The 12,818-nt window shown below is 65.8% G+C and carries 10 protein-coding genes; 3 read left to right on the top strand and 7 right to left on the bottom strand.

Annotated elements, in window-relative coordinates; genetic code table 11:
• Positions 1 to 315: 315 nt before the first annotated feature.
• Together SOM61_RS19670 and SOM61_RS19665 are read right to left on the bottom strand one after the other, a co-directional pair.
• Positions 316 to 1,257 (bottom strand): D-2-hydroxyacid dehydrogenase, encoded by a 942-nt coding sequence (locus SOM61_RS19670; protein WP_320475650.1) that lies wholly within the window; start codon positions 1,255 to 1,257, stop codon positions 316 to 318.
• A gap of 171 nt (positions 1,258 to 1,428) precedes the next feature.
• Positions 1,429 to 1,722, bottom strand: coding sequence for a hypothetical protein (locus tag SOM61_RS19665; protein ID WP_123068127.1), 294 nt, complete (start codon positions 1,720 to 1,722; stop codon positions 1,429 to 1,431).
• Between the two features lie 225 nt (positions 1,723 to 1,947).
• Between SOM61_RS19665 and ligD the strand changes: the two genes are divergently transcribed.
• Complete coding sequence (gene ligD / locus SOM61_RS19660; protein WP_320475649.1) at positions 1,948 to 4,491, top strand: DNA ligase D; 2,544 nt, start codon at positions 1,948 to 1,950, stop codon at positions 4,489 to 4,491.
• On the opposite strand, the gene SOM61_RS19655 is transcribed toward ligD, so the two are convergent.
• The 5 genes from SOM61_RS19655 to SOM61_RS19635 all read right to left on the bottom strand — a co-directional run bounded on the left by SOM61_RS19655 (position 4,454) and on the right by SOM61_RS19635 (position 9,378).
• Complete coding sequence (locus SOM61_RS19655; RefSeq protein ID WP_320475648.1) at positions 4,454 to 5,329, bottom strand: hypothetical protein; 876 nt, start codon at positions 5,327 to 5,329, stop codon at positions 4,454 to 4,456. The genes ligD and SOM61_RS19655 overlap by 38 nt on opposite strands.
• A gap of 153 nt (positions 5,330 to 5,482) precedes the next feature.
• Entirely contained in the window at positions 5,483 to 6,946 is a 1,464-nt protein-coding gene (locus tag SOM61_RS19650; RefSeq protein WP_320475647.1) for a catalase, read from the bottom strand.
• Between the two features lie 153 nt (positions 6,947 to 7,099).
• Positions 7,100 to 7,333, bottom strand: coding sequence for a hypothetical protein (locus SOM61_RS19645; protein ID WP_320475646.1), 234 nt, complete (start codon positions 7,331 to 7,333; stop codon positions 7,100 to 7,102).
• Positions 7,334 to 7,335: 2 nt separating this feature from the next.
• Complete coding sequence (gene ku / locus SOM61_RS19640; protein WP_320475645.1) at positions 7,336 to 8,376, bottom strand: non-homologous end joining protein Ku; 1,041 nt, start codon at positions 8,374 to 8,376, stop codon at positions 7,336 to 7,338.
• Between the two features lie 33 nt (positions 8,377 to 8,409).
• Positions 8,410 to 9,378: an SDR family oxidoreductase gene (locus tag SOM61_RS19635; protein WP_320475644.1), complete on the bottom strand. Its 969-nt coding sequence runs from the start codon at positions 9,376 to 9,378 to the stop codon at positions 8,410 to 8,412.
• A 155-nt stretch (positions 9,379 to 9,533) separates the two neighbouring features.
• Here SOM61_RS19635 and SOM61_RS19630 point away from each other — a divergent pair, with 155 nt between their 5' ends.
• Entirely contained in the window at positions 9,534 to 11,012 is a 1,479-nt protein-coding gene (locus tag SOM61_RS19630; protein WP_320475643.1) for a GGDEF domain-containing protein, read from the top strand.
• Positions 11,013 to 11,133: 121 nt separating this feature from the next.
• The gene (locus tag SOM61_RS19625; RefSeq protein WP_320475642.1) at positions 11,134 to 12,810 is read left to right on the top strand and encodes a SulP family inorganic anion transporter; all 1,677 of its coding nucleotides are present in this window, start codon (positions 11,134 to 11,136) and stop codon (positions 12,808 to 12,810) included.
• The last annotated feature ends 8 nt before the right edge of the window (positions 12,811 to 12,818 follow it).

Raw genomic sequence — 12,818 nt, 5'->3', positions numbered from 1 at the left:
CAAATGACGGCAGACGATTTGAACGAGATCGGCGCGATCCTCGCCAGCCTGCCAGTGTATGGGGCCCGATATGGTGAAGGAGGAATGAAGCTAGTGGGGCGTTAAGCCCGTATCGACATCCGTGGCAGTTGAACGGCTGCTTTGGGTCGATAGCGGGCATTCGCGACGATGTTTTGGCACTACAGTAATAGCCGTATTGATGTATAGATTGATGCCAACGCCAAACACCTATTCGCTACGGCCATCTTTCGCTGCCTGAACATTCATCTGTGGAAGGGACGCCGAGAGGTTGTGATTAGCACGCTTAGGTTGCGTTCATACCACGTTGCGCGGGGCTCCCGCGCGCCAGGCCTCGATATTATCGACCAGCATGTCGGCCAGCGTCTGCATGGCGCCAAAACTGGCCCAGGCCACGTGCGGGGTCAGGATGAAGTTTGGCAGGCGCAGGCCGAGCAGGGGGTTGCCGGACGACGGCGGTTCCTTGGAGAGGACGTCGAAGCCGGCGCCGATGCGGCCTTCCATCAGCACCTCGGCCAGCGCCGCTTCGTCGACCAGGCCGCCGCGCGCGGTGTTGATCAGCAGCGCGCCCGGCTTCATCAGGCCCAGCTCGCGCCGGCCGATCAGGTCGCGGGTCTGTTCGGTGAGCGGCAGGTGCAGGCTGACGATGTCCGAGGTGGACAGCAGTTCGTCCAGCCCCAGTTCGGTGACGTCCGGGTCCTGGATCGCCGAACGCGAGGTGGCGGCCACCCGCATGCCGAAGGCGCGCGCGATGCCGGCGACCCGCTTACCGAGCGCGCCGTAGCCGACGATGCCCAGGCGGCTGCCGGCCAGGTCGCCGATCGGGTGGTCGAGCAGGCAGAAGCGGCTGGACGTTTCCCATTTGCCCGCCTCGACATCGAGGGTGTAGGCGCGCAGGTTGCGGCGCAGCGCCAGCATCAGGGTGAAGCAGTGTTCCGGCACCGAGACCAGCGAATAGTCGCGGATGTTCGAGACCACGATGCCGCGCTCGCGGCAGGCGGCCAGGTCGACATTATCAAGGCCGGTAGCCGCGATGGCGACCATCTTCAGGTCGGGCAGTTGCGCGATCGCGCCCGCGCGCAGCGGCACCTTGTTGGTGATGGCGACGGTGGCCCCGGCCAGGCGTTCCACGACCTCGTCCGGGCTGGTGCCCGCGTGATCCTGCCAGGTATGCGCAAAGCCGGGCACGCGCACATTGGCTTGCAGGCTGTCGCGGTCGAGAAAGACGATACGGTCCATGATGTCCTTTACGCTGCAGGAAATAGAAGGCTAAAGAGAGAGCGAAAGCTTATTGTAGAGCAGGCATGGCAAAAGACAGGAAGACCTGTCTTTTGCATGGGAGCGGCGTGGGGACGCCGCGATATGGTGGGGCTCGAGCCGGCTTCTGGTGAGGGTTCTGAGCCGTGGGGATTACTGCGAGCGGGCGACGCCGTCGGCCTTCGCTTCGACCTGGTCGGCCTTGGCTTCAGCTTTTTTCTCGGATGCTTTCGCTTCGGCCTTGGCCACGTCGGCCTTCGCTTCTGCGTTGGCCTTCTCTACCTTCTCGTCGGCCTTGGCGACTTCTTTCGCATGCTTGGCGTCGGCCTTGGCTGCATCTTTGTGGGCCTGCGCTTCGGCATGGGTAGCGGTGGTGGCGGCAGGCGTCTGGGCGAACACGGAAGTAGCGAACAGACCAGCGATCAGGGTAGCGGCGATTTTGCTCATGGTGTCATTCCTTTAAAGTGGTTTGAAACTCGGTTGCTCTCGTGTGGGGCTCCGTGGAGTTGTATTCCCCGTGTCACTGAGCAGATAACGGGGCCCGTTACGGTCCAGTTGACCGGATTTACATCCACTTACATTTATCGTAACGGTTCGGTCAGCGTTCGCTGCCGTACAGTCCTCGACGGTATGCCGGAATAGGCTGTGATCAATAGGTCCTGGAGCAGCACCATGCCCGACGCACTGAAAGTCTATAAAGCCAAGCGCAATTTCACGATCACGTCCGAACCAGCCGAGGGCGGCACTCCCGGCTTGGACGAATTGACCTTCGTCATCCAGAAGCACTGGGCCAGCCGCCTGCATTACGATTTTCGGCTCGAGCTGGATGGCACGATGAAGAGCTGGGCGGTGCCCAAAGGCCCCAGCTACGACACCCACGACAAGCGCATGGCGGTGCACGTCGAGGACCACCCGATCTCGTACTCCGATTTCGAAGGAACGATTCCGGCCAAGCAATATGGCGCCGGCAAAGTCATCATCTGGGACAAGGGCACCTGGGAACCGCTGGAAGACCCGCACAAGGGCTTCGCCAAGGGCAGCATCAAGTTCGAGATGCATGGCCACAAGATGCGCGGCCGCTGGACGCTGGTGCGCATGAAGGGCCGCGGCAACGAGAAGCAGGAACCGTGGCTTCTGATCAAGGAGAAGGACGAATACGCGCGCTCGTCCGAGGAGTTCTCGCTGGTGGACGAGATGCCGGACAGCGTCAAGAGCTTGCCGATGCCCGAACGGGTGCAGCGCAAGGTGGAAGCGCTGCGCGAAGACGAGAAAAAGGCGCCGGCGCCGAAAAAACGGGCGGCGGCGAAAAAGGCGGCGCCGGCAGCCGGCAAGGTCGCCTTGCCCGAGAAATTTTCTCCCGAGCTGGCCACGCTGGTGGACGCGCCGCCGCCCGATCCGGAGAACTGGGTGTTCGAGGTCAAGTTCGACGGCTACCGCATGCTGGCGCGCATCGAGGACGGCGCGGTACGCCTGATCACGCGCAATGCCAACGACTGGACCGACAAGCTGTTGCCGCTCAAGGCCGAGCTGGAGCGCATGAAGCTGCCCGATGGCTGGTATGACGGCGAGATCGTGGTCCACGACGAAAGCGGCAAGCCCGATTTCGGCAAGCTGCAGCAGGCTTTCGACGGCAAGCAAGCCGAACACATCGAATTCTTCCTGTTCGACGTTCCGTACTTCGACGGCCACGACTTGCGCGAGCTGCCGCTGGTCGACCGGCGCGGCTTGCTCGAAAAACTGCTCGCGAAAAAGAAGTCGGACAAGGTGCGCTTCTCTGCGGAATTCGGCGACAAGCCCGACGAACTCGTGATTGCCGCCTGCAAGATCGGCCTGGAAGGCGTGATCGGCAAGCGCCGCGACGCGCGCTATGTGTCGCGGCGCTCGCCCGACTGGATCAAGCTCAAGTGCGGGCTGCGCCAGGAATTCGTGATCGGCGGCTTCACCGATCCCAAGGGTTCGCGCACCGGCATCGGCGCGCTGCTGCTCGGGACGTATGATGAGGAGGGCGTGCTGCGCTACGCGGGCAACGTCGGCTCGGGCTTCAACCATTCCTCGCTGGCCTCGATCGCCAGGCGGCTGGAAAAGCTGCGCAGCGACGAGAGTCCGTTCCCGCCGCGCGCCGTCCCCGGCCGCAAGCACCATTGGGTCAAGCCGGTGCTGGTGGCCGAGGTCAGCTTCTCGGAATGGACGAGCGCCGGCGCCGTACGTCATCCTGTGTTCCAGGGCCTGCGCGAAGACAAGCCAGCCAAGGGCATCACACGTGAAAAGGCACAGCACATGACCGAAGCGACGCCAAAGGACAATGAGGATCCTGTTGCGGCGCCGGCCAAGCTGCCGGCATTGATGAAGATCACGAACGGCGACCGCGTGATCGACAAGGAGAGCGGCGCGACCAAGCTCGACCTGATCCGCTATTACGCGCTGGTCGGCGAACTGATGATGGAACACCTGAAGGGCCGTCCGGTGTCGCTGGTGCGCGCACCCGAGGGCGTGGGCGGGGAGCTGTTCTTCCAGAAGCATGCCGATGTGCGCAAGATGCCGGGCCTGCGCCAGCTGGATGCGGCGCTCGACCCCGACCATCCGCCGATGCTGGAAGTGGCGAAAGTAGAGGGCATCCTGTCGTCGGCGCAGTGGAACGTGGTCGAGATCCACACGCAAAACGCGCTCAAGGGCACTTACCGGAAGCCGAACCGCATGGTGTTCGACCTCGACCCGGGCGAGGGCGTGGAGTGGCCGGCGATGCAGGAAGCGGCCCAGCTGATGCATGCCTTCCTCGATGAACTGGGCTTGCCTGCTTTTCTGAAGACCAGCGGCGGCAAGGGCCTGCACGTGGTGGTGCCGATCAAGGGTAATCATGACTGGGATACGGTGAAGGCGTTCTCGCAGGCGATCGTGCGGCATATGGCCGATACCTTGCCCGACCGCTTCGCCTTCAAGAGCGGCCCGAAGAACCGGGTCGGCAAGATCTTCATCGACTACCTGCGCAACGGACAGGGCGCGACCACCGTCGCCGCCTGGTCGGCGCGGGTGCGGCCCGGACTCGGGATTTCGGTGCCGTTGCGCTGGGACGAACTGGCTGGCCTGAAGTCGAGCACGCAGTGGACGGTGGCCAATGTGCACACGCGGCTGGACGAGGGCAATGCGCCGTGGGACGGCTATGCCGGGGCGGCCAGGACGCTCACGAAAGCGATGAAGGCGCTCGGGTTTGTGCCTTGACCGCTGGCCCGAAGGCGTCCCAGGCGAGTGCGGCCAGGAAGCCGAGGGCGAGGAATTCAAACAGGAACTGGCTGTAGCTGAGCATCCCCTCGAGCGGCGGCTGCTTCATGAAAAAGCTGAACACGAAAGTGACACCCACGATCCCCTTGAGCAGTGCGACCAGCAGCGCGGCCGTCAGCAGACGGGCGATCTTCGTTCCGGGCAAGCGCTGCCATACCAGGGCGAGCACCAGCGTCGCGCCGATCACCGGCTCGAGCATGGTGAGATAGGCCGCCAGCGTGACGTGGAAGGGATAGGGGAAAACGTATTGGGCAGGACGGGCGAACGACGCGAACTGTTCCATGAGCGGCGCCAGCGCCATGCCGGCCAGCGCCTGGCCTCCCATGCATAGCGCCGCCGTCGCCAGTGCGACGACGACCAGCGACACGCCGCCGCGTACCCAGCGCACGGCGGCAACGCACAGCACGGACTGGATCAGGACCTTTGCCACCGGCTCGATCAGCCCGATCGCCGAGTAGGCCCAGCCGGTCGTCACCACGCCGCTCATGATGCCGGCGCGCGCCGTTTCGCGGATGGTGAGCAGCAGGGCGAAGACGATGAGTGTGCGCGCCTGGAAGCCGCGCCGCGCGAAGTCCGGCCCGGCCAGCCGCAGGACGACGAACACCGCGCCGATCGCGAGCGACAGGTTGAGCCAGCGCGCCCAGGCCGGCGGCTGGGACAGCGGGAAGGGGATGCCCGCGGCGAGCATCGCCACGTGGATCGTCAGGGCGATGGCGCCGGCCAGTACCAGGCTGGCGGCGAGCAGCAGGGGTTGTCGTGGGGCGGTTATTGCGAGCATGCGGGGATCCGGTTGGGTTGGCCGCATTGACGGCGTTGCTCCGGAGTATCGCCGAGCCGGGCCCGGACGGGAATGCGCATGTCGCGCGACACAGCAAGCCGCCACGCGGAACGGCTGTCCCGGGTGGCGGCAAGAGGCAGGGGAGCTACTGGATCAGTCGACGTTGCGGCCCAATGCCTTGAGCGAAGCCCGCACGCCACCGCCGTAGGCTGGATCGGCCTGGTCGAAGTGGCGCAGCTGGCGCTGCAGGATGTCTTCATCCACCTGGCTCAGCGGGCCGGCCAGGTTGTCGCACAGGTTCTGGCGCGCCTGGGCGTCCATCAGGCGGAACAGGTTGCCGGCCTGTGTGTAATCGTCTTCCTGGCCGCGGAAGTCGAAGCGGCCGGCATCGCCTTCCAGGGCGAGCTCGCGCTCGCCGTGGCCCATGCCGGTGGCGCCGGCGCCCACGCTATTGAGCGTGTGGTAGTTGCGCGCCGAACCGCCGTTGGCGATGGCCATCGATCCATCACGCTGGTGGTTGTGGACCTGGCAGCGCGGTGCGTTCACCGGCAGGTGCTGGTGGTTGGTGCCGACGCGGTACAGCTGGGCGTCGTGGTAGCCGAACAGGCGGCCCTGCAGCATCTTGTCGGGCGAGTAGCCCAGGCCCGGCACCACATTGGCCGGTGAGAACGCGGCCTGCTCGACTTCGGCGTGGTAGTTCTGCGGGTTGCGGTTCAGTTCCAGCACGCCGACCGGTTGCACGGGGAAGTCGCCATGCGGCCAGACCTTGGTCAGGTCGAACGGATTCCAGCCGGTGCGTGCGCTCCAGGCTTCCAGTTCCTGGACGGTGGCGACCTGCACCTGCACGTCCCACTGCGGGAAGTCATTGGCGGCGATCGCATTGAACAGGTCGCGCTGGGCGTGATCCGGGTCGCTGCCGGCGATGCGGGTAGCGTCGGCCGAGCTCAGGTTCTTGATGCCCTGGCGGGTCTTGAAGTGCCATTTCACGTAGACGCGCTGGCCCTGTTCGTCGATCAGGCTATAGGTGTGGCTGCCGAAACCGTCCATGTGGCGGTAGCCGTCCGGGGTGCCGCGGTCCGAGAACAGGATCGTTACCTGGTGCAGGCTTTCCGGCGCATTGCTCCAGAAGTCGAACATCATATTGGCCGACTTGAGGTTGGTCTGCGGATCGCGCTTCTGGGTGTGGATGAAATCCGGGAAGTTGATCGGGTCCTTGATGAAGAACACCGGCGTGTTGTTGCCGACCAGGTCCCAGTTGCCTTCTTCGGTATAGAAACGCAGGGCGAAGCCGCGCGGATCGCGTTCGGTATCGGCGCTGCCCTTTTCACCGCCAACGGTCGAGAAGCGCAGGAACACCGGGGTCTCTTTGCCGACGTGGGCGAACAGCCTGGCTTTGGTCAGCTTGCTGATGTCATGGGTGACGGTGAAGGTTCCATAGGCGCCCGAGCCCTTGGCGTGGACGACGCGTTCAGGAATGCGCTCGCGGTTGAAGTGCTGCAGCTTTTCGATCAGCTGGAAATCCTGCAGCAGCAGCGGGCCGCGCGGGCCGGCGCTCAGCGAATTCTGGTTGTCGGCGAGCGGGATGCCGGAGGCGGTGGTCAGGCGGGGTTGGCTCATTCGTGATCTCCTCATTGCATTGAATTTCAATGAGATAGATTCTAATGAGCAATTCGATTTAGGGAAAGATAATTGCTTTAATTATTAAGATAGTTTTTTACAATACCTCGAAAGAAAGAGATGCAAGAAGGCGGTGCGGCCGCCTCCTTGCACTCAGTGACCGTTCTTGAAGATGCCCCGGATATTCATCGCCATCAGCGCAAACTGCAGGGTGATCAGGGCCCAGGCTTCGTCGTGCCAGCCCCAGACGATCCACATCAGGTTACTGAGAATGAACATCCAGAATCCGAAGACACGGCGTTCGGCGCGCTTGGAGCCGATCAGGAAGGCGGCGTAGAGGCTGACCACCATGGCCGGCCATTGGAGGAGGTCGATCAGTTCCCCCATCCTCACGCCGCCTTCTTGCGTGCCGGCGCCTTGGCCGGGGCCTTTGCGGCTGCCTTTTTGGACACGGCTTTCTTTGCGGCCGGCTTGGCGGCGGTGGCTCCGGAGCGGCTGCCCGCGCCGGACGTCTTGCGCGCGCGCGGCGCGGGGGTGTCGTCGTCGTCGTCGTCGGCCGGCTTGTTCGACTTGCGTGGTGGCGGATCGTCGTCATCGTCGTCGTCATCTTCCAGCGCCGCCAGCGCGGCCTTGGCCGGCTTCTTGCCCAGGCTGGCCTGGAGCAGGGCGACCAGGTCGATGACCTTGCCGCTGGTACGTTTTTCCTTCTCGGGCTCGGGCTGGGTGATGGTCTTGGTCTGCTTGGCCTTGATCTTTTTCTTGACCAGGGCCAGCACGTCCTCGCGATAGGTGTCGTGATACTGCTTCGGTTCCCAGTCCTCGCTCATGCCCTCGACCAGCGCCATCGCCATCTTGAGTTCCTTGACGGTGACGGCGGCCGTCTTTGAATCGGGCGACGGGATCTTGAGTTCGCCCGCGTCGCGCATCTCGTCCGGATAGCGCAGGGTATTGAGCACGATGGTGTCGCCCACGCATACCAGCGCCGCCAGGTGCTGCTTGACGCGGATGACGACGCGCGCGATGCCGATCTTGCCGGCCTCGCGCAGGGTCTCGCGCAGCAGGGCGTACACCTTGGCGCCGCCCTTGCCGGGCGCGAGGTAGTAGGGCTGGTCGTAGTAGATCAGCGGGACGTCCTCGGCGTCGACAAAGGCCTGGATGTCGATGGTCTGTGTCGCCTCCGGGTTGGCGCGGCGCAGGTCTTCGTCGGACAGCACCACGTACTCGCCATCTTCATACTCGTAGCCCTTGACGATGTCGTCCCACGCCACCTCCTTGCCATTGCCCTTGTTGTAGCGCTTGAAACCGACCGGCGAAAAGTCGCGGCGGTCGAGCATGGTCAGGTCCAGCCCCTTGCTCTCGACCGCGGTGTACATATCGACCGGGATGTGGACCAGCCCGAAACTGATCGCCCCCTTCCACATGCTGCGCATGGATGCTCTCCTCGTTATTCGCAGACCGGCCTGTCAGCCGACCGAACCGGTAATCGGCAGCACGATGCCGGTGATGTAGCCCGAGCACACGGGCGAGGCCAGGAACACATAGGCCGGCGACAGTTCTTCTGGCTGGGCCGGGCGCTTGTAGTCAGTGGCGGCGCCGAATTCCTTCAGCTGCTCGGGCGGCTGGTCGGCCGGATTCAGCGGGGTCCAGACCGGGCCCGGGGCCACCGCATTGACGCGGATGCCCTGTTCGATCAGGCTCGAGGCGAGCGACATCGTGAAGGCGTGGATCGCACCCTTGGTGGCCGAGTAGTCGAGCAGCTTTTTCGAGCCCTGCAGGCCGGTCACTGAGCCCGTGTTGATGATCGCGGCGCCGCGCTTCAGATGGGGCAGGGCGGCGCGCGCCATGTGGAAGTAACCGTAGATATTGGTGCGGAAGGTTTCGTCCAGGCGCTCGTCGGTGATGTCGAGCAGCGAGTTCGCATGTTCCTGGAAGGCGGCGTTATTCACCAGCACGTCCAGGCGGCCGAATTCGGCGACGACTTTTTCCACCGCCTGGTTGCAGAAGGCGGCGTCCTTGACGTCGCCCGGGATGGTGATGCAGCGGCGACCTTCGGCCTCGATGCAGCGTCTGGTTTCCTCGGCGTCCTCGTGTTCGTTCAGGTACATCACGGCCACGTCCGCGCCTTCGCGCGCGAACAGCACCGCGACCGCGCGGCCGATGCCGGAGTCGCCGCCGGTCACGATGGCGCTCATGCCTTCCAGCTTGCCGCTGCCCTTGTAGCCCTCGGCCATGAATTTCGGCTTGAGCTCCATCTGCGCCTCGATGCCGGGCTTGGCCAGGTGCTGGCCGGGCATCGGCGTTTCCGGCTGCCGGACGCCGGTCTGCACGGCGGCCTTGTCGTCACCCTTCGCCTTCTGCATGCTGCCATCGATCTGGTCCTGGCGGTTCTGGATGGCCTTCTGCTTGTTCGCCACATCGTCCTGCTGTCCCATCGTGCTTCTCCCGTGAATATGCATTCGATCTGGAGAGTATTGGACGCACGGTCCGGCGCGACGGTGCGGTTCCACACACAGTGCCGAGGTTATGGCACACTCGCGAGGCAAACATGGCGAATCGGTAATGCCTGGAAACGTTTTGGAGAATGAGGATGGCAGAAGAGGGCGCGCACGCGGACGAAGTGAACATCGACTACAGCTGCCTGTTCGTGAACCCGGTGGGCCAGCGCCGCGCCGATTTCCAGAGCGCCTGCGCCGGCGTGTTCGCGCAGTTGCGGGTTGCCTCCGGCGCCGATCAGGCGCGCAGCCTGCTGGCGCGCGAGCCGGCCGACCTCGTGGTGCTGGACCTCGAACGCTGCGAGCTGGGGATCGACCTGGCGGCCCTGGGCGCCCTGGTGGCCGAACGGGCCGGCAAGCCGACCCTGGTGCTGTGTCCCTTCACCAATGCGCGCTGGTTGCCGGCGCTGATGGCCTTCGGCCCGATCGACTATGCCATCGGCCCGCTGCGCGCGCAGCAGACCCGCGCGCTGCTCGACGCGCGCCTGCGCGCCGGCTTCGCGCGGCCGTGGGCCCCGGGCGCCGCCGAGCAGGAGCTGCAAGTGCTGCTGGCGCTGCGCGGCGCCAGCCAGCAGGCGCTGGGTGACGCCGACGACAGCGTGCGCTTTGCCGAGCGCCTGTGCGCGGCCGTCATGGATTGGCCGGGTCTGGCGCATGCCGCGCTGTTCCAGCACCGCGACGGCGACCTGCACCTGGAAGCCGAGCAGGGCGTGGCCGGCCTGCACCTGATGGCGCTGCTCGAGGTCGAGGGCCGCCTGCTGCAGTCGCCGCTGCGCCACGCCTTCCCCGGCCTGCTGGCCGCCGCCAGCGGCGAATTCACCCTGCTCGACGCGCCGGAGAAGGCGGGCGAGCCCGAACTGGCGGCCAGCCTGGAGCGCTTCGGCGTGCGCATGGTGGTCGGCGTGCCGATCCCGGGCCAGGGACCGGGCGGCCCGCGCGGCTCGCTATGCCTGATGTTCGACCATGCGCGCGCCTTCTCGCGCGCGCAGTTGCAGGCGCTGGACGACCTGGCCCAGCTGGCCTCGCACGGCCAGCGCATGGCCGAGGTCACGCGCGAAAACGAGGTCTTGCTGGCGCGCGTGACCCACCTGGCCACCACCGACGCCCTGACCGAGGTCGCCAACCGCCGCCACGGCGAACACCTGCTCGAGCAGGAGATCAAGCGCGCCCGCCGCTACCGCCTGCCGCTGGCGCTGGTGAGCTTCGACATCGACCGCTTCAGCCAGGTCAACGACAGCTTCGGCCACCCGGTTGGCGACATCGTGCTGCGCACCGTGGCCAGTACCGTGCGCGCGCTGCTGCGCGCGAGCGATGTGCTGGTGCGCTCGGGCGGCGAGGAATTCCTGGTGATCGCCCCGCATACCAGCGCGATCGACGGCCTCAGGATGGCCGAGAAGCTGCGCGCCGCGATCGAGCAGGTCGAGATCCCGGGCTGCGACCACGTGACCATCAGCCTGGGCGTGGCCCAGTTGGGTGAGAGCGAGAGCGGCGACTCGCTTGCGGTGCGGGCCAATGCCGCACTGGCGCGCGCCAAGCGGGCCGGACGCAACTGTGTCGAGCTGGCGATGTCCTGAGCGGCTGTTGGCGGCCCTGGCTAAGGCGCCGCAATCGCGCGATCGAAAACCGAATATCGATATGCGGTATTTATGCTACGCTAGCGGCCTTTCAAACAGGCAAGACCTCCCAGGGTAATCCATGCTTCAGTGGCTGCGCGAATACCGCCGCGCCGCGCTGCCGGGCGACATCAGCGCCGGCATCGTGGTGGCGATGATGATGATCCCGCAGGGCATGGCCTATGCGCTGGTGGCCGGTCTGCCACCGGTGGTCGGGATCTATGCCAGTATCTTCCCGCCGCTGCTGTACGCGCTGTTCGGCACCAGCAGCACCCAGTCGGTGGGGCCGATGGCCATCGTGTCGCTGATGACGGCGTCCACGCTGGCGCCGCTGGCCACGCCCGGCACCGGCCTGTATGGCGTGCTGGCGGCCCAGCTGGCGCTGATGTCGGGCCTGGTCCTGCTGGCCTGCGGCCTGCTGCGCATCGGCTTTCTCGCCAATTTCTTCTCGCGCCCGGTGATGAGCGGCTTTACCATCGGCTCGGCGGTCGTCATCGCCTGGGGCCAGCTGCGCACTCTGGTCGGCGGCCCGATCTCGCTGGACGCAACACCGCACTGGCCAAGCATCGCGCTGGGCGTCGGCTCCCTGGCCTTGCTGGTCATGGCGCGCGAATGGCTGTCGCCGCTGTTGCGCTGCTTGCGCGTCAAACCCGTCGTGGCCGACATCGCGGCCAAGCTGGCGCCGATGTTCGTCGTGCTGGGCGCGACCGCGCTGGTGCCCTTGCTTGCCCTGGACCGCCTGGGCGTGGCCACCACCGGTGCGGTGCCGGCCGGCTTGCCGGGCCTGAACCTGGCCACCTCGAGCGGCCACTGGCAGGCCTTGCTGCAGCCGGCGCTGCTGATCGGTTTCATGGTGTTCTTGATCAGTATGTCAGGCTCCCAGGCGCTGGCGCTCAAGCGCGGCGGCGAGAAGCTGGTCAGCAACCGCGAGCTGGTCGGCCTGGGCGCGGCCAATGTCGGCAGCGCCCTCTCCGGCGGCTTTCCGGTCACCGGCAGCATTTCGCGCTCGGCGGTCAATTTCGCGGCCGGCGCCAACACCCAGCTGGCGAGCATGATCACGGCGGGCCTCTTGGCCCTGGCGCTGGTGGCGCCCACCGGCTGGCTGGCCCTGCTGCCGCTGCCGACGCTGGCCGCGACCATCATCGTGGCGGTGCTGGGCATGCTCGACTGGTCGACCCTGCGCACCGCCTGGCGCTACGACCGCGCCGACGCGCTGGCGCTGCTGGCGACCGCCGGCGGCGTGCTGGTGCTGGGGGTGGAGGCGGGCGTGCTGGTGGGCGTGGCGCTGTCGATGGGCGCGCTGATCTGGCGCGCCAGCCGGCCGCACATCGCGGTGCTGGGCCGCATCCACGGCACCGAACACTTCCGCAACGTCGACCGCTATTCGGCCGAGACCACGCCGGGACTGTTGATGTTGCGGGTCGACGCCGGGCTATTCTTCGGGAACGTCGATGCGGTGAACGAGCGCATCGACGAGGAATTGGCGGAACATGCCTCGACCTCCCACCTGGTGCTGGTGCTGTCGGCGGTGAATGCGATCGACACCTCGGCCCTGTTCGGCCTGGGGGAATTGAATGCGTCGCTGAGCCAGCGCGGCGTGACCCTGCACCTGGCCGAAGTGAAGGGGCCGGTGATGGACCGGCTGCGCGACAGCGATCTGCTTGGCCAGCTCAGCGGGGAGGTATTCCTGAGCGCGGCGAATGCCTGGGACCGGCTGGCGGGGTCGAGTGCGGCGGGCCGGCCGCAGCCGGCCGTCTAGAAAGAGAA

It is taken from the genome of Massilia sp. CFBP9012, from assembly GCF_034045115.1.
Taxonomy (GTDB): Bacteria; Pseudomonadota; Gammaproteobacteria; order Burkholderiales; family Burkholderiaceae_D; genus Telluria.
This window is presented reverse-complemented; position numbering and strand designations above follow the sequence as displayed.

Coding starts and splice junctions, on each gene's coding strand:
- SOM61_RS19670 (WP_320475650.1), bottom strand. CDS start 1,257: ATGGACCGTATCGTCTTTCTCGACCGCGACAGCCTGCAAGCCAATGTG.
- SOM61_RS19665 (WP_123068127.1), bottom strand. CDS start 1,722: ATGAGCAAAATCGCCGCTACCCTGATCGCTGGTCTGTTCGCTACTTCC.
- ligD (WP_320475649.1), top strand. CDS start 1,948: ATGCCCGACGCACTGAAAGTCTATAAAGCCAAGCGCAATTTCACGATC.
- SOM61_RS19655 (WP_320475648.1), bottom strand. CDS start 5,329: ATGCTCGCAATAACCGCCCCACGACAACCCCTGCTGCTCGCCGCCAGC.
- SOM61_RS19650 (WP_320475647.1), bottom strand. CDS start 6,946: ATGAGCCAACCCCGCCTGACCACCGCCTCCGGCATCCCGCTCGCCGAC.
- SOM61_RS19645 (WP_320475646.1), bottom strand. CDS start 7,333: ATGGGGGAACTGATCGACCTCCTCCAATGGCCGGCCATGGTGGTCAGC.
- ku (WP_320475645.1), bottom strand. CDS start 8,376: ATGCGCAGCATGTGGAAGGGGGCGATCAGTTTCGGGCTGGTCCACATC.
- SOM61_RS19635 (WP_320475644.1), bottom strand. CDS start 9,378: ATGGGACAGCAGGACGATGTGGCGAACAAGCAGAAGGCCATCCAGAAC.
- SOM61_RS19630 (WP_320475643.1), top strand. CDS start 9,534: ATGGCAGAAGAGGGCGCGCACGCGGACGAAGTGAACATCGACTACAGC.
- SOM61_RS19625 (WP_320475642.1), top strand. CDS start 11,134: ATGCTTCAGTGGCTGCGCGAATACCGCCGCGCCGCGCTGCCGGGCGAC.